The organism is Pseudomonas sp. SDT291_1_S447, assembly GCF_054070155.1.
Genome location: NZ_JBSVXS010000046.1, coordinates 1 through 23,506, shown reverse-complemented (window position 1 = coordinate 23,506; position 23,506 = coordinate 1). Strand labels below are relative to the sequence as shown.

Below are 23,506 nucleotides of genomic sequence, written 5' to 3'. Positions count from 1 at the left end.
GTTCGGCTTGAGCGCATCGCAAGCCTCGTGACGCGCTACAATGGCCGCTTTTACCGATCACGAGGTGTGCGCTTTGACTGCTCCAGGTTCCCTGAATTCCGCTGCTGGCTCGCTTTATGTGGTGGCGACGCCCATCGGCAACCTGGACGACATCAGCGCCCGGGCCCTGAAGATTCTCCGCGAAGTGGCTTTGATCGCAGCCGAAGATACCCGTCACTCGGCGCGCCTGATGCAGCACTTCGGGATCGGCACGCCGTTGGCCGCGTGTCACGAACACAATGAACGAGATGAAGGTAGCCGCTTTATTTCCCGTCTGCTGGCGGGCGATAACGTCGCGCTGATTTCCGATGCGGGTACGCCGCTGATTTCCGATCCGGGTTATCACCTGGTGCGCCAGGCGCGCGCAGCCGGGATCAATGTGGTTCCGGTGCCGGGTGCGTGCGCCCTTATCGCCGCACTGTCGGCGGCCGGTCTGCCGTCCGACCGCTTCATCTTCGAAGGTTTTCTGCCGGCCAAATCGGTCGGGCGCAAGGCGCGACTGGAAGCCGTCAAGGAAGAGCCGCGCACGTTGATCTTCTATGAAGCGCCGCACCGCATTCTTGAATGCCTGCAGGATATGGAAGAAGTGTTCGGCGGTGAGCGTCAGGCATTGCTCGCTCGCGAAATCACCAAAACCTTTGAGACGCTAAAAGGTCTGCCGCTGGCTGAGCTGCGCGCGTTCGTCGAATCCGACAGCAATCAGCAGCGCGGTGAATGCGTAGTGTTGGTGGCAGGCTGGACGGCGCCGGAGTCCGAAGACGCCGTCAGCAGCGAAGCGATGCGCATCCTCGATCTGTTGCTTGAAGAGATGCCGCTCAAGCGTGCCGCTGCGTTGGCCGCGCAGATCACCGGCGAGCGCAAAAACGTGCTGTATCAGGTCGCGCTGGATAAACAGAAAGGCGTGTAAGCCGTCGCCCATAGCGGTCTTGAGGCTTTTAGCGCTTGTTCTTCGGGCGCTCTGCCGTTAACCTTCGCGGCGGAGAGTCGATCGGACAGTCGCTGCCCTCTATGAAAATTAGGGGGGGGAGGAAAGTCCGGGCTCCATAGGGCGAAGTGCCAGGTAATGCCTGGGAGGCGTGAGCCTACGGAAAGTGCCACAGAAAATAACCGCCTAAGCGCTTCGGCGCCGGTAAGGGTGAAAAGGTGCGGTAAGAGCGCACCGCACGTCTGGCAACAGTTCGTGGCTAGGTAAACCCCACTTGGAGCAAGACCAAATAGGGTCCCAAGGCGTGGCCCGCGCTGGGACCGGGTAGGTTGCTAAAGATGTCCAGTGATGGCCATCGTAGACGAATGACTGTTCAAGACAGAACCCGGCTTACAGATCGACTCTCCACCTTTTTCTTTCCCTGCTTGAATCATTGGCAACAGGGCTGTGTAATATCAGCAGGCCTGCTCTGAAAGTTCGGCAGCGGCACACGCAGTAATAGCCATTTCCCACCTTGCTTCAATCAACAGCAGAAGCGCTTCTGTAATACCGAAAAAATCTTACTCTTAACAAATTACTTTAACTTTCGAGCGCAGCTTTCAGTGCTGCATCAAGTTATTGGTCAAAAGTATCCGCCAGATTCTCGTTGCACCTCCTTTTATGCTCCTAAATCTCCGTTCTGTAAGGGTTTTCCTTTAATCCGCGCCTTGACGGTGTGGTGGGCGCATTCCTATAGTGTGCGCAAGTGGCGGAAAGTGGCATGAAGTGGGTTTTTTGAGCTCAAAACGATAAAAATTGGAGAAACGCAGACGTGTTTCGCGGAGCTAACGCTATCAGTCTCGACGCAAAGGGTCGTCTCGCTATGCCGAGCCGGTACCGTGACGAGCTCGATTCGCGCAGTTCCGGCCAATTGATCGTGACCATTGATGCCGTTGATCCGTGTTTGTGTGTCTATCCGCTCGACGAGTGGGAAATTATTGAAACCAAGTTGCGCGCGCTTCCTTCGCTTCGCGAAGAGAACCGTCGCCTGCAACGTTTGCTGATTGGTAATGCCGTCGACCTCGAACTCGATGGCAGTGGTCGTTTTCTGGTTCCACCGCGTCTGCGCGAATACGCCAAGCTCGATAAGCGCGCGATGCTGGTAGGCCAACTGAACAAGTTCCAATTGTGGGACGAGGATGCATGGAACGCGGTATCTGCCGCTGACCTTGCTGCCATTCAACAACCGGGCGCGATGCCTGATGAACTGCGTGATTTGATCCTGTGACTATTGATAGCGGCTTTAACCACATCACCGTACTGCTTGACGAAGCCGTCGAGGCTCTCGCCGTACGTCCTGATGGCTGCTATCTGGACGGCACGTTCGGGCGCGGCGGACACAGCCGGTTGATCCTCAGCCAGCTCGGCACGGACGGTCGGCTCATCGGATTCGACAAAGATCCACAAGCGATTGCCACCGGGCAAACGCTAGCGGCCGAAGACGGCCGCTTTGTCGTTGTGCAGCGCAGCTTTGCCGAGCTCGGTTCCGTCGTCGCTGAACAAGGTCTGAGCGGCAAAGTCAGCGGTATTCTGCTCGATCTGGGCGTGTCTTCGCCGCAGCTCGACGACGCTGAACGCGGCTTCAGTTTCCTCAACGACGGCCCGCTGGACATGCGCATGGATCCGTCCCGTGGCATCAGCGCTGCCGAGTTCGTCAACACCGCGCCGGCTGAGGAAATCGCCCGGGTGTTCAAGGAATACGGCGAAGAACGTTTCTCCGGGCGTATGGCTCGTGCCGTGGCCGAGCGTCGCGATATCAAACCGTTCGAGCGCACCGCCGACCTGGCTGAAGTGTTGAAAGTCGCCAACCCGGCATGGGAAAAGGGCAAGAATCCGGCCACCCGTGCATTCCAGGGTTTGCGCATTCACGTCAACAACGAGCTGGGTGATCTGGAAGCCGGTCTCGAAGCCGCACTGGATGCTCTGGAAATTGGCGGCCGTCTGGTGGTGATCAGCTTCCACTCGCTGGAAGACCGCATCGTCAAACTGTTCATGCGCAAGCTGGTGAAAGGCGAAGCCGACAACCTGCCGCGCAACCTGCCGGTTCGCCATGTCGCGTTCGAACCGAAAATCAAAGTCCATGGCAAAGCGCAGACGGCCTCCGACGCCGAACTCAAAGCCAACCCACGTTCCCGTAGCGCCGTCATGCGCGTCGCGGAGAAGTTGCGGTGAGCAAGCTTTTCGCCAAGCCACTGCCCGGCGGCAGCTTTCTGATGCTGCTGCTGTTTATCGGCGTGCTCGTCTCGGCCATTGCCGTGTCGTACAGCGCGCACTGGAACCGACAGTTGCTCAACACCCTTTATAACGAACTCAGCGTGCGCGACAAGGCGCAGGCCGAGTGGGGGCGTTTGATTCTCGAACAAAGCACCTGGACCGCGCACAGCCGCATCGAAGTGCTGGCCACCGAACAACTGAAAATGCACATCCCCGGCGCGGCTGACGTGAAGATGGTGGCGCCATGATGAAACTTGAAGGCGCACTGTTCCCATGGCGCTTCCGCCTGATGGTGGCGCTGCTCGGCATCATGGTCGCGGCGATCTGCTGGCGCATCATCGACTTGCAAGTGGTTGACCGTGACTTCCTCAAAGGTCAGGGCGACGCGCGCAGTCTGCGTCACATTCCGATTCCCGCTCACCGTGGTCTGATCACCGACCGTAACGGCGAGCCGTTGGCCGTGAGTACCCCGGTGACCACCCTGTGGGCCAACGCCAAGGAAATGCAAACGGCGAAAGAAAAGTGGCCGGCACTCGCCGCCGCGCTGGGTCAGGACCCTAAAGCCCTGACCGAACGCCTCGAAGCCCAGGCCAACAAAGAATTCATTTATCTGGTGCGCGGGCTGACCCCCGAGCAGGGCCAGGCTGTGCTCGATCTGAAAGTGCCTGGCGTTTATGGCATCGAAGAATTCCGCCGGTTCTACCCGGCCGGTGAAGTCACCGCACACATGGTCGGTTTTACCGACATCGATGACCACGGTCGTGAAGGTGTCGAACTGGCCTATGACGAGTGGCTCGCCGGGGTGCCGGGCAAACGACAGGTCATCAAGGATCGGCGCGGACGGCTGATCAAGGATGTCCAGGTCACCAAAAACGCCAAGGCCGGCAAGCCCTTGGCGTTGTCCATTGACCTGCGCCTGCAATATCTGGCCAACCGCGAGCTGCGCAACGCGATCATCGAGAACGGCGCCAAGGCCGGCAGCCTGGTGATCATGGACGTCAAGACCGGCGAGATTCTCGCCATGGTCAACCAGCCGACCTACAACCCGAACAACCGCCGCAACCTGCAACCGGCAATGATGCGTAACCGCGCGATGATCGACGTGTTCGAACCGGGTTCGACCATGAAAGCCATCTCGATGGCCGCTGCAATCGAAACCGGCCGCTGGAAACCGAGCGACACCGTCGAGGTGTATCCGGGCTCCCTGCAGATCGGCAAGTACACGATCAAGGACGTTTCCAGGACCGAAGGGCCGGTGCTCGATCTGACCGGCATCCTGATCAATTCCAGTAACGTCGGCATGAGTAAGGTCGCCTTCGATATCGGCGGCGAAACCATTTTCCGCCTCGCACAGAAAGTCGGTCTTGGCCAGGACACCGGCCTTGGCTTCCCGGGCGAACGTGTCGGCAACCTGCCGAACTACCGCGATTGGCGCAAGGCTGAAACCGCGACCCTGTCCTACGGCTACGGTATCTCCGTGACCGCGATTCAACTCGTCCACGCGTTCTCGGCGCTGGCCAACAACGGTCGTCTCGCGCCGCTGACCCTGATCAAAACCGACAAGCCACCGCAGACCACGCAAGTGCTGCCGGAAGCCGTGGCGAAAACCCTTCAAGGCATGCTCACTCAGGTGATCGAAGCTCCGCGCGGGGTGTTCCGTGCGCAGGTGCCGGCGTATCACGTGGCGGGCAAGTCGGGTACTGCGCGTAAGACTTCGGTGGGCACGAAAGGCTACGCGGAAAACTCTTACCGCTCGCTGTTCGCCGGTTTCGGCCCGATGAGCGATCCGCGTTACGCGATTGTTGTGGTGATCGATGAACCGTCCAAGGCCGGTTACTTCGGTGGTCTGGTTTCCGCGCCAGTGTTCAGCCGTGTGATGTCCGGCACCCTGCGCCTGATGAACGTTACGCCGGACAACCTGCCGACGACGCAACAAGCCAACGCTACCCCGGTCGTTCCGCTGAAAGCCAATGGAGGGCGCGGCTGATGTCATTAAGTCTGAACAAGATATTCCCCCACGCCGGCCACGATCTGTTGATCCGTGAACTGGCGCTGGACAGCCGCAACGTGCGCGCAGGCGATCTGTTCCTCGCCGTGCCTGGCGGCAAATTCGATGGCCGTGCACACATTGCCGATGCCCTGCAACGTGGCGCGGCTGCGGTGGCCTATGAAGTGGAAGGCGCCACCGTGCTGCCGATCACTGACGTGCCGCTGATTCCGGTCAAAGGTCTGGCGGCGCAGCTGTCGGATATCGCCGGGCGTTTTTATGGCGAGCCAAGCCATCACCTGAATCTGATCGGCGTGACCGGCACCAACGGCAAGACCAGCGTGACCCAGTTGGTCGCGCAGGCGCTGGATCTGCTCGGCCAGCATTGCGGCATCGTCGGAACACTCGGTTCCGGCTTCTATGGCGCACTGCAAAGCGGTCTGCATACCACGCCGAATCCGATTGCCGTGCAGGCGACCTTGGGCGACCTGAAAAAGGCCGGCGCTAAAGCCGTTGCCATGGAAGTCTCGTCCCACGGTCTGGATCAGGGCCGGGTCACGGCGCTGGCGTTCGACGTCGCGGTGATGACCAACCTGTCCCGCGATCATCTGGATTATCACGGCACCATGGAGGCGTACGCCGAGGCTAAGGCCAAGCTGTTCGCCTGGAATGATCTGAAGTGCCGCGTGGTCAACCTCGACGACGATTTCGGCCGGCAACTGGCAGCTGAAAAACGTGAGTCGCGGCTGATCACCTACAGCCTGCTCGACAGCAGCGCGTACCTGTTCTGCCGCGAAGCGCAGTTTGACGACCACGGTGTGCGCGCCACATTGGTGACGCCGCAGGGCGAGCACCATCTGCGCAGCACGCTGCTCGGCCGCTTCAACCTGAGCAACGTTCTGGCGGCAGTCGGCGCGCTGCTCGGTCTGGATTACGCGCTCGACGAAATTCTCAAAGTACTGCCGAAACTCGAAGGCCCGGCCGGTCGCATGCAGCGTCTCGGTGGTGGCACGCAGCCGTTGGTGGTGGTCGATTACGCCCACACCCCGGATGCGCTGGAAAAAGTCCTGAGCGCGTTGCGCCCGCACGTCAAAGGTCAACTGCTGTGCCTGTTCGGCTGCGGCGGTGACCGTGATCGCGGCAAGCGTCCGTTGATGGCCGAAGTGGTCGAGCGTCTGGCCGATCAGGTGCTAGTCACCGACGACAACCCGCGCACTGAAGATCCGGCAGTGATTTTCGATGACATCCGTGCCGGTTTCACGGCTGTGGATAAAGTCACCTTCGTCGCCGGCCGTGGTCAGGCGATTGCACAACTGATTGCCGGCGCGTCCGCCGATGACGTGATTGTTCTGGCCGGTAAAGGTCATGAGGACTATCAGGAAATCAACGGCGAGCGCCACGCTTTCTCCGATCTGGTCGAGGCCGATCATGCCCTGACCGCTTGGGAGGTGGCCCATGCTTAAGGCCCTGAAACTCAGCGAACTGACCAACGCACTCGATGCGCGTTTGATCGCCGCCGATGCCAGTTTCGACGGCGTCAGCATCGACAGCCGTGCGATCCAGCCCGGCCAACTGTTTATTGCGCTGACCGGCCCGCGTTTCGATGGTCATGACTATCTGAATGATGTCGTTGGCAAAGGCGCCGTTGCCGCGCTGGTCGAGCGTGAAGTCGCCGACAGCACGCTGCCGCAACTGCTGGTCAAAGACACCCGTCAGGCCCTCGGCCAATTGGGTGCCTTGAACCGTGCCGCGTTCACTCAGCCAGTCGCTGCCATCACTGGCTCCAGCGGCAAGACCACGGTCAAGGAAATGCTCGCGAGCATCCTGCGCACGCGCGGTCCGGTGCTGGCGACCCGTGGCAATCTGAACAACGATCTCGGCGCACCGCTGACCCTGCTCGAACTGGCTCCGGAACACACCTCGGCGGTCATCGAACTGGGCGCCTCGCGTCTCGGCGAAATCGCTTACACAGTCGGGCTGACCAAACCACACGTGGCGATCCTGAACAATGCCGGCACCGCGCACGTTGGTGAGTTTGGCGGTCCGGAAAAAATCGTCGAAGCCAAGGGTGAAATCATCGACGGCCTCGCGGCTGACGGCATCGCCGTGCTCAACCTCGATGACAAAGCCTTCGGCATCTGGAAGACCCGTGCGGGCGCGCGCAAAGTGCTGACTTTCGCCCTGAGCAACACTCAGGCGGATTTCTACGCCAGCGACCTGACCACTGATGCCCGTGGTTGCCCGGCCTTCAATCTGCACACGCCTGAAGGTGTCGAGCGCGTTCAACTGAACCTGCTCGGCACCCACAACGTCGCCAATTCCATGGCCGCCGCTGCTGCCGCTCACGCCTTGGGCGTGTCGCTGTTCGGCATCGCCACCGGGCTTGGCGCCGTGCAACCGGTCAAGGGTCGCACCGTCGCGCAACTGGCGAAAAACGGTATGCGCGTGATCGATGACACTTACAACGCAAACCCCACCTCGATGTGCGCGGCCGTTGATATACTCGCCGGCTTTTCCGGCCGCACCGTCCTGGTGCTCGGAGATATCGGCGAGTTGGGCGATTGGGCGGAGCAGGGGCACCGCGACGTGGGCGAGTACGCCCGGGGCAAGGTTTCCGCGCTTTATGCCGTCGGGCCAAACATGGTTCACGCCGTAAACGCTTTCGGTGAACGGGCGCATCACTTCAGCAGCCAAGCCGAACTGATTCAGGCCCTCGACGCCGAGCAGGACACAAACACCACCATTTTGATCAAGGGTTCGCGCAGTGCAGCGATGGAAAACATCGTTGCGGCTCTGTGCGGGTCCAGTCTGGAGAAACATTAATGCTGCTGCTGCTAGCGGAGTATCTGCAACAGTTCTACAAAGGCTTCGCGGTCTTTCAGTACCTGACCCTGCGCGGGATCCTCGGTGTGCTGACCGCGCTGGTTTTGTCGCTGTGCTATGGCCCGTGGATGATCCGCACTTTGCAGAACCGTCAGATCGGTCAATCCGTGCGTAACGACGGTCCGCAATCGCACCTGTCCAAGTCGGGCACCCCGACCATGGGCGGCGCGCTGATTCTGTCTTCGATCGGCGTCAGCACTCTGCTTTGGGCTGACCTGAGCAACCGCTACGTCTGGACTGTTCTGTTGGTGACGCTGTTGTTCGGCGCCATCGGCTGGGTCGACGATTACCGCAAAGTCATCGAGAAGAACTCCCGTGGCCTGCCGAGCCGCTGGAAGTATTTCTGGCAGTCGGTGTTCGGCCTCGGCGCGGCGATCTTCCTTTATATGACCGCTTCCACGCCGGTGGAAACCACGCTGATCCTGCCGATGCTCAAGGACTACAGCATTCCGCTGGGCTTGGGCTTCATCGTGCTGACTTACTTTGTGATCGTCGGTTCGAGCAACGCGGTCAACTTGACTGACGGCCTCGACGGTCTGGCGATCATGCCGACCGTGATGGTCGGTGGTGGCCTCGGCATCTTCTGCTACCTGTCGGGTAACGTGAAATTCGCCGAATACCTGCTGATTCCTTATGTGCCGGGGGCGGGCGAACTGATCGTGTTCTGCGGCGCGCTGATCGGTGCCGGTCTGGGCTTCCTGTGGTTCAACACCTATCCGGCGCAAGTGTTCATGGGTGATGTCGGTGCCCTGGCACTCGGCGCGGCACTGGGCACCATCGCGGTGATCGTCCGTCAGGAAATCGTCCTGTTCATCATGGGCGGCGTGTTCGTGATGGAAACCCTGTCAGTCGTCATTCAGGTTGCGTCCTTTAAGCTGACCGGTCGCCGTGTGTTCCGCATGGCACCGATCCACCACCATTTTGAACTCAAGGGCTGGCCCGAGCCGCGCGTGATCGTCCGTTTCTGGATCATCACCGTGATTCTCGTGCTGATCGGCCTTGCCACCCTGAAGCTGAGGTAGAACGAGTGTCTCTGATCGCTTCTGACCACTTCCGCATCGTTGTCGGCCTCGGCAAGAGCGGCATGTCCCTGGTTCGCTTCCTGGCGAACCGGGGCACGTCGTTTGCTGTGGCGGACACGCGGGAAAATCCACCGGAACTGGCCACGCTCAAGCGTGACTATCCGCACGTGGAAGTGCGTTGTGGCGAGCTGGACGTCGAATTCCTCTGCCGTGCCGACGAGCTCTACGTGAGCCCCGGCCTGGCACTGGCGACCCCGGCCCTGCAAGCCGCTGCGGCCCGTGGCGTGAAACTGTCCGGCGACATCGAGCTGTTCGCGCGTAACGCGCGGGCGCCGATCGTGGCCATCAGCGGTTCCAACGCGAAAAGCACCGTCACCACCCTGGTCGGCGAGATGGCGGCTGCGGCCGGCAAACGTGTCGCCGTCGGCGGCAACCTCGGCACCCCGGCGCTGGATCTGCTCAGCGACGACGTCGAGCTGTACGTCATGGAGCTGTCGAGCTTCCAGCTGGAAACATCCGACCAGCTCAACGCTGAAGTGGCCACCGTGCTGAACATCAGCGAAGACCACATGGATCGCTACAGCGGTCTACCGGCGTACCACCTGGCCAAGCACCGGATTTTCCGTGGCGCGAAGCAGTTCGTGGTCAACCGTCAGGATGCGCTGACCCGTCCGTTGATGGGCGAGGGTCAGCCATGCTGGACCTTCGGCCTGAGCAAACCGGATTTCAAAGCCTTCGGTATCCGCGAAGAAGATGGCGAGAAGTACCTGGCCTTCGAATTCCAGAATCTGATGCCGGTGCGTGAACTGAAGATTCGCGGCGCCCATAACCAGTCCAACGCCCTCGCGGCATTGGCGCTGGGGCATGCCGTGGGTCTGCCGTTCGACGCCATGCTCTCGGCGTTGCGCACGTTCGCCGGCCTCGAACATCGCTGCCAGTGGGTGCGTGATCTCGACGGCGTGGCTTACTACAACGATTCCAAAGCCACCAACGTTGGTGCCGCACTGGCCGCCATCGAAGGTTTGGGCGCGGACATCGACGGCAAGGTCGTCCTGATCGCCGGTGGCGATGGCAAGGGTGCCGAGTTCAATGATCTGCGTGATCCGGTCGCGGCCAACTGTCGCGCCGTGATCCTGATGGGCCGTGACTCCGACAAGATCGGCGATGCCATCGGTGATGCCGTGCCGTTGATTCGCGCGACCTCACTGGTCGACGCTGTTGCGCAATGCCGTGCCGCCGCCCAGCCGGGTGACGTGGTGCTGCTGTCGCCGGCCTGCGCCAGTTTCGACATGTTCAAGAACTATGAAGACCGTGGTCACCAGTTCGTCCGCGCTGTGGAGGACCTGGCATGAGCCTGTTCAATATCATCAAGCCGTATCCGTCGCCGATCATCACCGGGCGCGGCATCGACCTCGATTTCCCGATGCTCGCCGGTTGCCTGGCGCTGCTCGGTCTCGGTTTGATCATGATTGCCTCGGCATCCACTGAGGTGGCAGCCGCGCAGTCGGGCAGTCCGCTGTATTACATGATCCGCCACCTTATTTATGTGGTGCTCGGATTGGGCGCTTGCATCGTCACCATGATGATCCCGATCGCTACCTGGCAACGTCTCGGCTGGCTGATGCTGATCGGTGCGTTCGGCTTGTTGGTGATGGTGATCATCCCGGGCATCGGTCGCGAAGTGAACGGCTCGATGCGCTGGATCGGTTTCAGCTTCTTCAACGTGCAGCCGTCGGAGATCGCCAAAGTATTCGTGGTGATCTACCTCGCCGGTTATCTGGTGCGGCGTCAGAAGGAAGTGCGCGAGAGCTGGATGGGCTTCTTCAAGCCTTTCATCGTGCTGCTGCCGATGGCAGGCCTGCTGCTGATGGAACCGGACTTCGGGGCCACCGTGGTAATGATGGGCGCTGCGGCAGCCATGCTATTCCTCGGCGGAGTCGGGTTGTTCCGCTTCTCGCTGATGGTGGTGTTGGCGGTCGGGGCCGTGGTGCTGTTGATCCAGATGCAGCCTTATCGAATGGCGCGTCTGACCAACTTCGCCGACCCGTGGGCTGACCAGTTCGGCGCCGGCTATCAGTTGTCGCAAGCCTTGATCGCGTTTGGTCGCGGTGAATGGCTGGGCGTTGGTCTGGGCAACAGCGTGCAGAAGCAGTTCTACCTGCCGGAAGCGCACACCGACTTCGTGTTCTCGGTATTGGCCGAAGAACTCGGCGCGGTCGGTTCGCTGTGCACCGTCGCGCTGTTCGTGTTCGTGTGTATTCGCGGCATGTACATCGGCTTGTGGGCGGAGAAAGCCAAGCAGTTCTTCGCCGCGTATGTGGCTTACGGTCTGTCGTTCCTGTGGATTGGTCAGTTCCTGATCAACATCGGCGTGAACGTCGGCTTGTTGCCAACCAAAGGTCTGACCTTGCCGTTCCTCAGTTACGGCGGCAGTTCGTTGGTGATCTGCTGCGCCTGTCTCGGATTGTTATTGAGGATCGAGTGGGAGAGTCGAACCCACCTGGGCAGTGAAGAGATGGAATTCCATGAGAGCGACTTCGCCGAGGAGCCGAATCATGGGCGCTAACGTATTGATCATGGCCGGCGGTACCGGCGGCCACGTGTTCCCGGCGCTGGCCTGTGCCCGCGAGTTTCAGGCGCGCGGCTACACCGTGCACTGGCTCGGCACGCCACGCGGGATCGAGAACGAACTGGTGCCGGCCGCAGGGCTGGAACTGCACCGCATCAACGCCACCGGCCTGCGCGGCAAGGGCAAGCTGTCGCTGCTCAAGGCGCCGTTCATGCTGCTGAAATCAGTGTGGCAGGCGCGGGCGATCATTCGTCGCTTGAAGCCAGTGTGTGTGGTCGGCTTCGGTGGTTATGTGACTGGCCCCGGTGGTCTTGCCGCGAAACTGGCCGGCGTGCCGGTGATCGTTCATGAGCAGAACGCTGTGGCCGGCACCGCCAATCGGTTGCTGGTGCCGTTCGCCGCCCGAGTGTGTGAAGCGTTCCCCGACACCTTTACTCTGTCGGACACCCGCCGTACCACCGGGAATCCGGTGCGCAGCGAGCTGTTCCTCGACACATCGCGACCTGCCCTGGCCGGTCGCAAAGCGCGTTTGCTGATCCTCGGCGGAAGCCTTGGCGCAGAACCGTTGAACAAGTTGCTGCCTGAAGCCCTGGCCAGAGTCGCTGCCGACTTGCGCCCGGAAGTGTTTCATCAGGCCGGCAAAAACCACGATGAAGTGACTGCAGAGCGCTACCGCGCCGCCGGCGTGGAAGCGCAGGTGCAGCCGTTCATCAAAGACATGGCCCAGGCCTATGGCTGGGCTGACCTGGTGGTATGCCGCGCCGGCGCGTTGACCATCAGTGAGCTGGCTGCCGCCGGTCTGCCCTCGATGCTGGTGCCTTTGCCCCACGCGATCGACGATCACCAGACCCGTAACGCCGATTATTTGGCCCGTGAAGGCGCTGCCTTCCTGATGCCGCAAAGAACGACTGGTGCCGCGGACCTTGCCGCGCGCCTGACAGAGGTCTTGATGCAACCGCAACGACTCGAAGATATGGCCCAAGCGGCCCGCCGTCTGGCGAAACCCGATGCCACCCGTAGCGTGGTCGATACCTGTCTGGAGGTGGCTCATGGTTGAGAATCAGAAAGCCATGCCGCAACCGGAAATGCGCCGCATCCGTCGCATCCACTTCGTCGGCATCGGCGGCGTGGGCATGTGCGGCATCGCCGAAGTGTTGTTGAACCTGGGCTACCAAGTGTCCGGTTCCGACCTGAAAGCGTCGCCGGTGACCGAGCGTCTGGAATCCTTCGGCGCGCAGATTTTCATCGGCCACCGTGCCGAGAACGCCGCTGCCGCCGACGTGCTGGTGGTGTCGAGCGCTGTAAATACCTCGAACCCGGAAGTGGCGAACGCGCTTGAGCGTCGTATTCCGGTGGTGCCGCGTGCCGAGATGCTTGCCGAACTGATGCGTTATCGCCACGGCATTGCCGTCGCCGGTACACACGGCAAAACCACCACCACCAGCCTGATCGCTTCGGTGTTCGCCGCCGGTGGTCTGGATCCGACGTTCGTGATTGGTGGTCGTCTGAATGCCGCGGGCACCAATGCCCAGCTCGGCACCAGTCGTTACCTGATCGCCGAAGCCGATGAAAGCGATGCGAGCTTCCTGCATTTGCAACCGCTGGTGGCCGTGGTCACCAACATCGACGCCGACCACATGGCGACCTACGACGGTGACTTCAACAAGCTGAAGAAAACCTTCGTCGAGTTCCTGCACAACCTGCCGTTCTACGGTTTGGCGGTGATGTGCCTGGACGATCCTGTGGTGCGCGAAATCCTGCCGCTGGTGAAACGTCCGACCGTGACCTACGGCTTCAGTGAAGACGCTGACGTCCGCGCGATCAATATTCGCCAGCAAGGCATGCAAACCTTCTTCACCGTGCTGCGCCCGGATCGTGAGCCGCTGGATGTTTCCGTGAACATGCCGGGCAACCACAACGTGCTCAATTCGCTGGCGACCATTTGCATCGCCACCGACGAAGGCGTCAGCGATGAAGCCATCGTTCAGGGCCTGTCGGGTTTCCAGGGTGTCGGTCGACGCTTCCAGGTCTACGGCGAACTGCCGGTCGACGGCGGCAACGTGATGCTGGTCGATGACTACGGTCACCACCCGACCGAAGTCGCTGCGGTGATCAAAGCCGTGCGCGGTGGCTGGCCGGAGCGCCGTCTGGTGATGGTTTACCAGCCGCACCGTTACAGCCGCACCCGCGACCTGTACGACGATTTCGTCAATGTCCTGGCCGACGCCAACGTGCTGCTGCTGATGGAAGTCTATCCGGCCGGCGAAGAGCCGATCCCGGGCGCCGACAGCCGCAAGCTGTGCAACAGCATCCGCCAGCGCGGTCAGCTCGACCCGATCTACATCGAGCGTGGCGTCGATCTGGCGCCGCTGGTCAAGCCGCTGCTGCGTGCCGGCGACATCCTGCTGTGCCAGGGCGCTGGTGATATCGGCGGTCTCGCGCCGAAGCTGTTGAAAAGTGAATTGTTCGCTGGCGCCGTGGCGGCGTCGGTCGAGGGGAAGTTGAAATGACTGCTGCCTACGCCAACCTGTTCTCCACCATCGCGCCGAAAGACTTCGGCCGCGTCGCCGTGCTCTTCGGTGGCCTGAGTGCCGAGCGTGAGGTTTCGCTGAAATCCGGTAACGCCGTACTCGACGCACTGCAAAGTGCTGGCGTGGACGCGTTCGGCATCGACGTTGGCGATGACATTCTGCAACGTCTGCTCAGCGAAAAGATCGACCGCGCCTTCATCATTCTTCACGGCCGTGGCGGTGAAGACGGCTCCATGCAGGGCCTGCTCGAAGTGGCGGGCATTCCGTACACCGGCAGCGGCATTCTGGCCTCGGCATTGGCCATGGACAAACTGCGCACCAAGCAGGTCTGGCACAGCCTCGGGATTCCGACGCCGCGTCACGCCGTGCTGTGCAGCGAAGCCGATTGTATTTCGGCGGCGACGGAACTGGGCTTCCCTTTGATCGTCAAACCGGCGCATGAAGGTTCAAGTATCGGGATGGCCAAAGTGAGTTCTGCGTCCGAGTTGATCGACGCATGGAAAGCGGCCAGTACCTACGATTCGCAAGTCTTGGTTGAGCAATGGATTCAAGGTCCGGAGTTCACCATCGCCACCCTGCGTGACCAGGTGTTGCCTCCTATCGCCCTGGGTACACCGCACACGTTCTACGACTACGACGCCAAGTACATCGCCAACGATACCCAGTACCGCATTCCGTGCGGGCTGGATGCCGCCAAGGAACAGGAACTCATGGATCTCACGGCCAAGGCCTGTGAGGCGCTGGGTATTGCCGGTTGGGGCAGGGCGGACGTGATGCAGGACGCCGACGGGCAGTTCTGGTTTCTGGAAGTGAACACCGCTCCGGGCATGACCGATCACAGTCTGGTACCGATGGCCGCGCGTGCGGCCGGTCTGGATTTCCAGCAACTGGTTCTGGCCATTCTGGCCGCCAGTGTTGAAGACGCTCGAGGTTAAGACGATGCAAGGCGCTCAGCTCCGACATCAGCCTCCCGCACCCGGCCGCAAGCCGGTGCCACGGGGTGCCAGCCGAATGGTGGCGAAAGAGCCGATGTCCGCGCGCCTGCCGAAAGCCAATTTCAGCTTTCTGAAAAGTCTGTTCTGGCCGGTGCTGTTGGTGGTGCTGGGCTTTGGTACTTACGAAGGCGCAACGCGTTTGCTGCCGTACGCCGACCGGCCGATCACCAAGATCGCCGTGCAGGGCGACCTCAGCTACATCAGCCAGCAAGCGGTGCAGCAGCGGATCGCCCCGTATGTGGCGTCGAGCTTCTTCACCATCGACTTGGCCGGTATGCGCACCGAGCTTGAGCAGATGCCGTGGATCGCTCACGCCGAAGTACGTCGGGTGTGGCCGGACCAGGTGGTGATCCGTCTCGAAGAGCAACTGCCGGTCGCACGGTGGGGCGACGAGTCGTTGCTGAACAACCAGGGCCAGGCGTTTACGCCAAAGGAACTGGCGAACTACGAACATTTGCCACAGCTGTTCGGCCCACAACGGGCTCAGCAGCAAGTCATGCAGCAGTATCAGGTGCTGAGCCAGATGCTGCGGCCGTTGGGCTTCTCGATCGCACGCCTGGAATTGCGTGAACGCGGGAGCTGGTTCCTGACCACCGGTGCCGGCAGTTCTGGCCCCGGCATCGAGTTGCTGCTGGGACGCGGCAACCTGGTGGAAAAGATGCGCCGTTTTATCGCCATCTATGACAAGACGCTTAAAGACCAGATTACGAACATTGCGCGCATCGATCTGCGCTACGCCAACGGCCTCGCTGTTGGCTGGCGGGAACCAGTAGCGCCGACGACAGCCCAACCCGCTGTCGCAAAGAATTAAGAAGAGGCAGGACCCATGGCAAACGTGCAAAGCGGCAAAATGATCGTCGGTCTCGATATCGGCACCTCCAAGGTGGTGGCGCTGGTCGGCGAGGTCTCCGACGACGGCTCGCTGGAAATCGTCGGGATCGGTACCCATCCGTCCCGTGGCCTGAAGAAGGGCGTGGTGGTCAACATCGAGTCCACCGTGCAATCGATCCAGCGCGCGATCGAAGAAGCCCAACTGATGGCGGGCTGCCGCATTCACTCGGCGTTCGTCGGCGTGGCGGGCAATCACATCCGCAGCCTGAACTCCCACGGCATCGTCGCGATCCGTGATCGCGAAGTCAGCTCGGCTGACCTTGAGCGCGTGCTCGACGCTGCTCAGGCCGTGGCGATCCCGGCTGACCAGCGCGTGCTGCACACCCTGCCGCAGGATTACGTGATCGATAACCAGGAAGGCGTGCGCGAACCACTGGGCATGTCCGGCGTACGTCTGGAAGCCAAGGTTCACGTGGTCACCTGCGCCGTCAACGCCGCACAGAACATTGAAAAATGCGTGCGTCGCTGCGGTCTGGAAATCGACGACATCATTCTCGAGCAACTGGCCTCGGCTTACTCGGTACTGACCGACGACGAGAAAGAACTGGGCGTGTGCCTGGTCGACATCGGCGGCGGCACCACCGACATCGCGATCTTCACCGAAGGCGCGATCCGTCACACCGCGGTGATCCCGATTGCCGGTGATCAGGTGACCAACGACATCGCCATGGCGTTGCGCACCCCGACCCAGTACGCCGAAGAGATCAAGATTCGCTACGCCTGCGCCTTGGCGAAACTGGCCGGTGCCGGTGAAACCATCAAGGTGCCGAGCGTCGGCGACCGTCCACCGCGCGAACTGTCGCGTCAGGCCTTGGCCGAAGTGGTCGAGCCGCGTTACGACGAACTGTTCACGCTGATCCAGGCCGAGCTGCGTCGCAGCGGCTACGAAGACCTGATTCCGGCCGGCATCGTCCTCACCGGCGGTACGTCGAAGATGGAAGGCGCCACTGAACTGGCCGAAGAAATCTTCCACATGCCGGTACGCCTCGGTGTGCCGCACGGTGTGAAAGGCCTGGATGACGTGGTGCGCAACCCGATTTATTCCACTGGCGTTGGCTTGTTGATGTACGGCCTGCAAAAGCAGTCCGACGGGGTTTCGTTCTCCGGCATCGGCAGCCGCGACAGCTACAGCAACGAAGAGCCACAGGCGCCGTTGCTGGACCGATTGAAGAAGTGGGTTCAAGGCAACTTTTAAAAGCAGCTGGAAGCGACAAGCTTCGAGCGGCAAGCAGTAGCAGTAGATGCACCGCAACAAAAATGCAGTAGGCGAAAAAACTAGAGAATGTAAGGAGAGGGAAAATGTTCGAACTCGTAGACAACATCCCCGCAAGCCCGGTAATCAAAGTTATCGGTGTTGGCGGTGGCGGCGGCAACGCTGTCAATCACATGGTCAAGAGCAACATCGAAGGCGTTGAATTCATCTGCGCCAACACTGATGCTCAAGCGCTGAAAAACATCGGCGCGCGTACCATTCTGCAACTGGGCACCGGCGTGACCAAAGGTCTGGGCGCTGGCGCCAACCCTGAAGTAGGTCGTCAGGCCGCTCTCGAAGACCGTGAGCGCATTGCCGAAGTCCTGCAGGGCACCAACATGGTGTTCATCACCACTGGCATGGGCGGCGGTACCGGTACCGGTGCTGCACCGATCATCGCCGAAGTGGCCAAGGAAATGGGCATTCTGACCGTTGCTGTCGTAACGCGTCCGTTCCCGTTCGAAGGCCGCAAGCGTATGCAGATCGCCGATGAAGGCATCCGCATGCTCTCGGAAAGCGTCGACTCGTTGATCACCATTCCCAACGAGAAGCTGCTGACCATCCTCGGTAAAGACGCAAGCCTCTTGTCGGCTTTCGCCAAGGCCGACGATGTACTGGCCGGTGCCGTTCGCGGTATCTCCGACATCATCAAGCGTCCGGGCATGATCAACGTCGACTTCGCCGACGTACGTACCGTGATGAGCGAAATGGGCATGGCGATGATGGGCACTGGCTGCGCCAGCGGTCCGAACCGTGCACGTGAAGCCACTGAAGCGGCGATCCGCAACCCGTTGCTGGAAGACGTGAACCTGCAAGGCGCACGCGGCATCCTGGTGAACATCACCGCCGGTCCTGACCTGTCTCTGGGTGAGTACTCCGACGTGGGTAGCATCATCGAAGCCTTCGCTTCCGAGCACGCGATGGTCAAGGTCGGTACCGTTATCGATCCGGACATGCGCGACGAACTGCACGTAACCGTGGTTGCCACTGGTCTAGGCGCGAAAATCGAGAAGCCTGTCAAGGTCATCGACAACACCGTTCACACCTCCATGGCTTCCGCCCAGGTACAACAACCGGCTCCGGCCCGTCAGGAAGCGCCAGCGGTCAACTACCGTGATCTGGACCGTCCGACCGTCATGCGCAACCAGGCTCAGGCCGGTGCTGCGGCTGCCGCGAAGATGAATCCGCAAGATGATCTGGACTACCTGGACATCCCGGCTTTCCTGCGTCGTCAGGCCGATTGATGGAATGTATCAGGGCTATGAAGGTGATTGGTGTTCAGCAAAGGCATGGTCTGCTATCATCGCCAGCCTTTGTTGATACCAGTTCGCAATTTGCGCTGAAGCGGCCCAAGCCATGATTAAACAACGCACACTGAAAAATATTATCCGTGCCACAGGTGTAGGCCTGCACTCCGGTGAGAAGGTCTATCTGACCCTCAAGCCTGCGCCTGTCGACACTGGCATTGTGTTTTGTCGCGCTGACCTCGACCCTGTGGTGCAGATTCCTGCCCGCGCGGAAAACGTCGGTGAAACCACTATGTCGACGACGCTGATTAACGGCGACGTGAAAGTGGACACGGTAGAGCACTTGCTCTCGGCCATGGCTGGCCTGGGCATCGATAACGCCTACGTCGAGCTCTCCGCGTCCGAAGTCCCGATCATGGATGGCAGCGCTGGACCCTTCGTATTCCTGATTCAATCGGCAGGCCTGGAAGAACAGGACGCCGCCAAGAAATTCATCCGCATCCTGCGTGAAGTGACAGTGGAAGACGGCGACAAGCGCGCCACTTTCGTCCCTTTCGAAGGGTTCAAGGTGAGCTTCGAGATCGATTTCGATCACCCGGTATTCCGGGACCGCACCCAAAGTGCAAGCGTGGATTTTTCCAGCACTTCGTTCGTAAAAGAAGTCAGCCGCGCCCGTACCTTTGGTTTCATGAGTGATATCGAGTACCTGCGCAAGCACAACCTCGCACTCGGCGGCAGCGTTGAAAACGCAATCGTGGTCGATGCCGATGGCGTGTTGAACGAAGACGGCCTTCGCTATGAAGACGAATTCGTGAAGCACAAGATCCTCGATGCCATTGGCGACCTGTACCTGCTGGGTAACAGCCTGATTGGTGAGTTCAAAGGCTTCAAGTCCGGTCACGCACTGAACAACCAGCTGCTGCGCAAGTTAATTGAGCAGACAGACGCTTGGGAAGTGGTGACGTTCGAAGACGCCAGCACCGCACCAATCTCTTACATGCGCCCGGTTGCGGCAGTGTAAGTAAAAAACCTCTCTAGTTTTTTGAAGGCCATCCTCGGATGGCCTTTTTTTATGCCTGCAATTTGTCTAGTGGCTGATCCGGCTTCTTCGCGATCGCCCCAGAACATTCAGGCAGCCACCACCACCCGATTGCGCCCACCTTCCTTGGCCTGATACAACGCCTTGTCCGCCGCAAACAGCAACTGCTCCAGCGTCATCTCGCTCGCCGCCGTCCATGTGGCGATGCCAATACTCACGGTCATCGGCCGCCCGGCCCCGTCGACCAACGGCAACTGTTCCACAGCCTGACGAATATGCTCGGCAATCTGCTGCGCGCCACTGCTGTGAGTCTCGGCAAGAATCACCGAAAACTCCTCTCCTCCATAACGCGCCACCAGATCCGCCGGTCGCCGCACATTTTCAGTAATGACCTTGGCCAGCGTCTTCAACGCCTGATCCCCGGCCTGATGCCCATGGCGGTCATTGAACGCCTTGAAGTGATCGGCATCGATCATCATCACCGACATCGGTTTACCCGAGCGCTGGGCGCGGAACCACTCATGACGCAACGCCTGATCGAGCATCCGCCGATTGGCCACACCGGTCAGCGCGTCGGTGGCGGCCAGTTGTGCCAGTTCGCGCTCGGCCCGTTGGCGCAAGCGCAACTCTCGAGCCAATAGCCAGGTCAGCCACAACAAGCCCACGCACAACACACCCGTGGCGCCACTGATCAGTATTGCGGTGCGCCGCCAAGTGCCGAATACCTCGTCGCTGGACAGCGCGACCATCACGATCAACGGCAGATTGCCAACCCGCGAATAGGTATAAAGGCGCTGTTGATGGTCGATGCTCGAAACACTGTTGAAACTGCCATTGCCACTCTTGTCGCGCAGAATCCGTATCACGTTGGGTCGGTTGCCGAAGCTTTTGCCGATGGAGTCGCTTTGCAGATAGGGCTTCTGCGCCAGCAGCACGCCGTCGTTATCGATGATGTTCAACGTGCTGTCTTTGCCGATGTCGAGGCTGTTGAACAACTGGTCGAAGTAGTCGAGCTTCATCGATGCCACGGCTACTCCGGCGAACTCACCGTTTTCCGAGGAAATCCGTCGGCTGAAGCTGATTCGCCACTGGTTGGCTTCGTCGCAGTCGCAACGGGTCTTGAACGGGCGGCTGATAAACATGCCGATGTCGCGGTTGAACGCGTGGGCGAGGAAGTAATCGCGGTCGGCAAAATTGCCCGGTTTCGGCTCGATCCGCGATGAGTCGGCGATCACATCCCCATGCTTGTCGAGCAACAGGATGTCGCCCTTGAAGCGTGCCGTGGTCGAGCGGTCGAACAGCGCCAGATGGCGGATCTGCGGTGAGACATCTTGCAGGTCATCACGCTGGGCGGCGGCGATCAGTCCTTGCAGGGTCAAGTCGTACAACTCGACGGTGCGCAGCACATCAGCATCGATCAGTTGCGCGATGGTGGTAGCGCTGCGGGTGGCTGATTCCTGAGCATTGGCGTGCTCGCGGATCAGCAGGAACGTGACGATGCACAGAATCGCGATCACGGTTAGCAAACTGCCGCAGATCAGCAGCAGCTCCGGGCGTCCGGTCTTGCCCGCAACGGGTGGGGTACGGCTCGCGATCATGATTGGGCTGTCGGTTGGGGGAGTCTTATAAGCGTAGTAGGCCAAACACCACAGCCGAAGCCAGAAACCATTCCTAATGTGGGAGCGAGCCTGCTCGCGAAGGCGGTGTTATGGCGCCGATCTTAGAAGACGTTGATCGGGTAGTCGATGATTACGCGGTATTCATCTGTGTCCGAATCAATCGCGCCGTAACCGTTACCACCGCGGTTTGTCGCCCATTGCAAGTGCACCGCCAGATCTTTGGCCTGACCGCTCTGCACCACGTACTGCAAGTCGAGATCGCGCTCCCAATGCTTGGCGTTGCGGCCATCGGCGCTGTACCAGTTGGAATAGCCTTTGCTGTTCGGATCCACCTTGGTCAGGTCCACCGTACCGCGCGAATAGGAGACTGCCGAGGTCAGTCCCGGCATGCCGACACCGGCGAAGTCGTAGGCGTATTTGAGCTTCCACGAGCGCTCGTTCGGGCCGTTGAAGTCGGAGTACTGCTGGGAGTTGTCGAGGTAAACGCTGTCGCCCTGGCTGATGTAGTCGAACGGTGTGTTGCCGTTGACCCGCTGATATGCGGCGGTAACGCTGTGATTTCCGACGCCGACAGTGAAGTGCAGGCTGTAGGTGTTGTTGTCGATGTTGCCCAGCAGCGCATCACCGGTGTCTTGCGTGTGATAGAAATGCACGCCCGGGTTGAGGCTGACCAGATCGTTCAACTGCCAAGTGTAATCCAGGTCGTAGTAGTACTGGTTCCAGATGTCCTTGAGCTCAGAGGCGTATAGGCTGCTGGTCAGGCCTTCGACACCACTCCAGGCGACGCCGGCCCAGTTCAGGTGCTGGCTCTCATCGCCATCGGCCAATGTCCCGTAGGAAGTGCCGATGCGCGTGTGACCGCTCTGGTTGTACGGCTTGGTAAAACTGGCCTGGCCGCCTTCGATCAACCAGCCATCGAAGCTGTGGTTGGTCAGGCTGACACCACGGAAAGTCTGCGGCAGCATGCGTGTTTCACCGCCGGCAATGACCGGGTTGGTGAGAAACAGGTCGCCGGCCTTCAACTCGGTATCGAACGCACGCATTTTCAACGTGCCGCCCGCCGTGGAGAACGAACCCGGCGCTTTGCCGCCGTTCTCTCTGACCGGCAGGATGCTCGACCCGTCCGTGCCGCCACCGCCATCCAGCTTCAACCCGAGCATGGCGTGGGCATCAATGCCGAAACCGACGGTGCCTTCGGTGTAACCCGACTTGAAGACCCCGAGAAAGCCCTGGCCCCACTCGATGTTGTCGTCCGCTTTCTGCAAGCGGTTGCGATTCATGTAGTAGTTGCGGGCGTTGAGGTTGAGGCTCGAACCTTCGACGAAACCTTCTTTAGCAGGTTCTTCAGCGTGAGCGATGGGGGCAATAGTTGCGGCAATTGCAATGAACAACGGAGTGAAACGGACTGGGTAACGCACGTGCAATGGAGCTCCTTGGGTCAACTGGCGCCTCTATATTTTGAGGCGCTCGATGTTTCTTGTTGTTACAGACGAACCAAACGGCTTTCAGACCACAACGAAAAAAGGCCGCTGAAAGGCAGCGGCCTGGAATGACGACGGTTGAACGGGAAGAGCCAAACAACCGCGTCGAGGGAAACGGTGCGGTGCGCGACTCAGCTGTCTTTTTCCAGCGATTGAGCCTGGGAAGTTGCAGCCTGAGGGGCCTGCGTGGCGTCTTTGGCCTTGGCCATCATTTCTGCCTGATACTGGTCATACGCTTGAGCGCGCGCGGTGTTCTGCGCCACGAACGCGTGTGATTCTTCAGCCATCGCCATTGGCGACAGGATCAATGAGGACAAAACGAAAGCGCTGGCAATACCCATACTGTTGGACATCTTGAAAACCTTCTCGCTTGGCGAGTGCTGTTTGGTGCGGGCAAAGATAAGGTTGCCGGGCGTTGGGAAACAGCGTGATTTTCATAAATGACTGTTACAGCAGGAGCAAAAATCACCCCCTCACCCCAGCCCTCTCCCCCAATGGGGCAAGGGGAAAGGGAGCAGATTGGGGGCTTTTCAAAGCCTGAGTTCGACTCGATATTTCAATGTCAGTCAAAAGCCCCTCACCCCAACCCTCCCGAAACGTCGGACCGCCCGTAGGGAGAGGGAGCTGACCGAGGTGTCTGGCGTTGTACATCGACCTGAAAGATCGAGTCGATTATGGATTCGGTGAATCAAGATCAGGTCGGTGCACATCTGCAGCATGCAGTGGTCTAATTTCCCCGGACACCCCGATAGGTGGAAAATACATCTATCGAG

Annotated in this window: 20 protein-coding genes and 1 other RNA gene; 18 read left to right on the top strand and 3 right to left on the bottom strand. The window is 60.2% G+C overall.

The window, feature by feature from the left end; translation table 11 throughout:
- Positions 1-40: 40 nt before the first annotated feature.
- The 18 genes from rsmI (at position 41) to lpxC (ending at position 19,615) form a co-directional block, all read left to right on the top strand.
- Positions 41-946 carry a 16S rRNA (cytidine(1402)-2'-O)-methyltransferase gene (gene rsmI, locus ACW9IR_RS16080; protein ID WP_457464141.1) on the top strand — a complete coding sequence of 302 codons (906 nt, stop codon included), beginning with the start codon at positions 41-43 and terminating at the stop codon, positions 944-946.
- A 73-nt stretch (positions 947-1,019) separates the two neighbouring features.
- An RNA gene (gene rnpB / locus ACW9IR_RS16075) (RNase P RNA component class A) lies at positions 1,020-1,373 on the top strand.
- Positions 1,374-1,775: 402 nt separating this feature from the next.
- On the top strand, positions 1,776-2,231 hold the full coding sequence (gene mraZ / locus ACW9IR_RS16070; RefSeq protein ID WP_007917012.1) for a division/cell wall cluster transcriptional repressor MraZ: 456 nt from the start codon (positions 1,776-1,778) through the stop codon (positions 2,229-2,231).
- Complete coding sequence (gene rsmH, locus ACW9IR_RS16065) at positions 2,228-3,175, top strand: 16S rRNA (cytosine(1402)-N(4))-methyltransferase RsmH (protein ID WP_008082779.1); 948 nt, start codon at positions 2,228-2,230, stop codon at positions 3,173-3,175. Before mraZ ends, rsmH begins: the two co-directional genes overlap by 4 nt.
- On the top strand, positions 3,172-3,465 hold the full coding sequence (gene ftsL / locus ACW9IR_RS16060; RefSeq protein ID WP_007917008.1) for a cell division protein FtsL: 294 nt from the start codon (positions 3,172-3,174) through the stop codon (positions 3,463-3,465). Before rsmH ends, ftsL begins: the two co-directional genes overlap by 4 nt.
- Positions 3,465-5,204 carry a peptidoglycan D,D-transpeptidase FtsI family protein gene (locus tag ACW9IR_RS16055; RefSeq protein WP_181429395.1) on the top strand — a complete coding sequence of 580 codons (1,740 nt, stop codon included), beginning with the start codon at positions 3,465-3,467 and terminating at the stop codon, positions 5,202-5,204. The genes ftsL and ACW9IR_RS16055 overlap by 1 nt, the downstream gene beginning before the upstream one ends.
- A complete protein-coding gene (locus ACW9IR_RS16050; protein WP_123449233.1) occupies positions 5,204-6,667 on the top strand; it encodes a UDP-N-acetylmuramoyl-L-alanyl-D-glutamate--2,6-diaminopimelate ligase in 1,464 nt (487 codons plus the stop codon). The genes ACW9IR_RS16055 and ACW9IR_RS16050 overlap by 1 nt, the downstream gene beginning before the upstream one ends.
- Entirely contained in the window at positions 6,660-8,027 is a 1,368-nt protein-coding gene (locus ACW9IR_RS16045) for a UDP-N-acetylmuramoyl-tripeptide--D-alanyl-D-alanine ligase (protein ID WP_102901559.1), read from the top strand. The genes ACW9IR_RS16050 and ACW9IR_RS16045 overlap by 8 nt, the downstream gene beginning before the upstream one ends.
- Complete coding sequence (mraY, locus tag ACW9IR_RS16040) at positions 8,027-9,109, top strand: phospho-N-acetylmuramoyl-pentapeptide-transferase (protein ID WP_007917000.1); 1,083 nt, start codon at positions 8,027-8,029, stop codon at positions 9,107-9,109. Before ACW9IR_RS16045 ends, mraY begins: the two co-directional genes overlap by 1 nt.
- A 5-nt stretch (positions 9,110-9,114) precedes the next feature.
- On the top strand, positions 9,115-10,461 hold the full coding sequence (murD, locus tag ACW9IR_RS16035; protein ID WP_457464137.1) for a UDP-N-acetylmuramoyl-L-alanine--D-glutamate ligase: 1,347 nt from the start codon (positions 9,115-9,117) through the stop codon (positions 10,459-10,461).
- Positions 10,458-11,675, top strand: coding sequence for a putative lipid II flippase FtsW (gene ftsW, locus ACW9IR_RS16030; protein WP_016987575.1), 1,218 nt, complete (start codon positions 10,458-10,460; stop codon positions 11,673-11,675). The genes murD and ftsW overlap by 4 nt, the downstream gene beginning before the upstream one ends.
- Positions 11,665-12,735 (top strand): undecaprenyldiphospho-muramoylpentapeptide beta-N-acetylglucosaminyltransferase, encoded by a 1,071-nt coding sequence (gene murG / locus ACW9IR_RS16025; RefSeq protein ID WP_110721096.1) that lies wholly within the window; start codon positions 11,665-11,667, stop codon positions 12,733-12,735. The genes ftsW and murG overlap by 11 nt, the downstream gene beginning before the upstream one ends.
- Positions 12,728-14,188 (top strand): UDP-N-acetylmuramate--L-alanine ligase, encoded by a 1,461-nt coding sequence (murC, locus tag ACW9IR_RS16020; protein ID WP_038361090.1) that lies wholly within the window; start codon positions 12,728-12,730, stop codon positions 14,186-14,188. Before murG ends, murC begins: the two co-directional genes overlap by 8 nt.
- A complete protein-coding gene (locus ACW9IR_RS16015) occupies positions 14,185-15,144 on the top strand; it encodes a D-alanine--D-alanine ligase (RefSeq protein ID WP_095123205.1) in 960 nt (319 codons plus the stop codon). The genes murC and ACW9IR_RS16015 overlap by 4 nt, the downstream gene beginning before the upstream one ends.
- A gap of 4 nt (positions 15,145-15,148) precedes the next feature.
- Positions 15,149-16,015, top strand: a complete 867-nt coding sequence (locus ACW9IR_RS16010) for a cell division protein FtsQ/DivIB (RefSeq protein WP_007916989.1) — start codon at positions 15,149-15,151, stop codon at positions 16,013-16,015.
- Between the two features lie 15 nt (positions 16,016-16,030).
- Positions 16,031-17,290 carry a cell division protein FtsA gene (ftsA, locus tag ACW9IR_RS16005; protein ID WP_007916987.1) on the top strand — a complete coding sequence of 420 codons (1,260 nt, stop codon included), beginning with the start codon at positions 16,031-16,033 and terminating at the stop codon, positions 17,288-17,290.
- Between the two features lie 104 nt (positions 17,291-17,394).
- Positions 17,395-18,591 carry a cell division protein FtsZ gene (gene ftsZ, locus ACW9IR_RS16000; RefSeq protein ID WP_016986475.1) on the top strand — a complete coding sequence of 399 codons (1,197 nt, stop codon included), beginning with the start codon at positions 17,395-17,397 and terminating at the stop codon, positions 18,589-18,591.
- 112 nt (positions 18,592-18,703) lie between these two features.
- Positions 18,704-19,615, top strand: coding sequence for a UDP-3-O-acyl-N-acetylglucosamine deacetylase (gene lpxC, locus ACW9IR_RS15995; protein ID WP_007916984.1), 912 nt, complete (start codon positions 18,704-18,706; stop codon positions 19,613-19,615).
- A gap of 107 nt (positions 19,616-19,722) precedes the next feature.
- Here the strand turns inward: lpxC and ACW9IR_RS15990 are convergent, their stop codons facing one another.
- The 3 genes from ACW9IR_RS15990 to ACW9IR_RS15980 form a co-directional block, all read right to left on the bottom strand.
- Positions 19,723-21,231, bottom strand: a complete 1,509-nt coding sequence (locus tag ACW9IR_RS15990) for a sensor domain-containing diguanylate cyclase (protein WP_457464132.1) — start codon at positions 21,229-21,231, stop codon at positions 19,723-19,725.
- A gap of 122 nt (positions 21,232-21,353) precedes the next feature.
- On the bottom strand, positions 21,354-22,670 hold the full coding sequence (locus ACW9IR_RS15985) for an OprD family porin (RefSeq protein ID WP_110721104.1): 1,317 nt from the start codon (positions 22,668-22,670) through the stop codon (positions 21,354-21,356).
- Positions 22,671-22,864: 194 nt separating this feature from the next.
- The gene (locus ACW9IR_RS15980; protein WP_457464130.1) at positions 22,865-23,086 is read right to left on the bottom strand and encodes a hypothetical protein; all 222 of its coding nucleotides are present in this window, start codon (positions 23,084-23,086) and stop codon (positions 22,865-22,867) included.
- Positions 23,087-23,506: the final 420 nt, after the last annotated feature.

What these genes read in the sequence shown, in the direction of transcription:
- mraY (WP_007917000.1), top strand. Translation starts at nt 8,027, where the DNA reads ATGCTGCTGCTGCTAGCGGAGTATCTGCAACAGTTCTACAAAGGCTTC.
- rsmI (WP_457464141.1), top strand. Translation starts at nt 41, where the DNA reads ATGGCCGCTTTTACCGATCACGAGGTGTGCGCTTTGACTGCTCCAGGT.
- ftsW (WP_016987575.1), top strand. Translation starts at nt 10,458, where the DNA reads ATGAGCCTGTTCAATATCATCAAGCCGTATCCGTCGCCGATCATCACC.
- ACW9IR_RS16055 (WP_181429395.1), top strand. Translation starts at nt 3,465, where the DNA reads ATGAAACTTGAAGGCGCACTGTTCCCATGGCGCTTCCGCCTGATGGTG.
- lpxC (WP_007916984.1), top strand. Translation starts at nt 18,704, where the DNA reads ATGATTAAACAACGCACACTGAAAAATATTATCCGTGCCACAGGTGTA.
- murG (WP_110721096.1), top strand. Translation starts at nt 11,665, where the DNA reads ATGGGCGCTAACGTATTGATCATGGCCGGCGGTACCGGCGGCCACGTG.
- ACW9IR_RS15990 (WP_457464132.1), bottom strand. Translation starts at nt 21,231, where the DNA reads ATGATCGCGAGCCGTACCCCACCCGTTGCGGGCAAGACCGGACGCCCG.
- ACW9IR_RS16045 (WP_102901559.1), top strand. Translation starts at nt 6,660, where the DNA reads ATGCTTAAGGCCCTGAAACTCAGCGAACTGACCAACGCACTCGATGCG.
- ACW9IR_RS16010 (WP_007916989.1), top strand. Translation starts at nt 15,149, where the DNA reads ATGCAAGGCGCTCAGCTCCGACATCAGCCTCCCGCACCCGGCCGCAAG.
- ftsA (WP_007916987.1), top strand. Translation starts at nt 16,031, where the DNA reads ATGGCAAACGTGCAAAGCGGCAAAATGATCGTCGGTCTCGATATCGGC.
- ACW9IR_RS16050 (WP_123449233.1), top strand. Translation starts at nt 5,204, where the DNA reads ATGTCATTAAGTCTGAACAAGATATTCCCCCACGCCGGCCACGATCTG.
- ACW9IR_RS16015 (WP_095123205.1), top strand. Translation starts at nt 14,185, where the DNA reads ATGACTGCTGCCTACGCCAACCTGTTCTCCACCATCGCGCCGAAAGAC.
- murC (WP_038361090.1), top strand. Translation starts at nt 12,728, where the DNA reads ATGGTTGAGAATCAGAAAGCCATGCCGCAACCGGAAATGCGCCGCATC.
- ACW9IR_RS15980 (WP_457464130.1), bottom strand. Translation starts at nt 23,086, where the DNA reads ATGTCCAACAGTATGGGTATTGCCAGCGCTTTCGTTTTGTCCTCATTG.
- ftsZ (WP_016986475.1), top strand. Translation starts at nt 17,395, where the DNA reads ATGTTCGAACTCGTAGACAACATCCCCGCAAGCCCGGTAATCAAAGTT.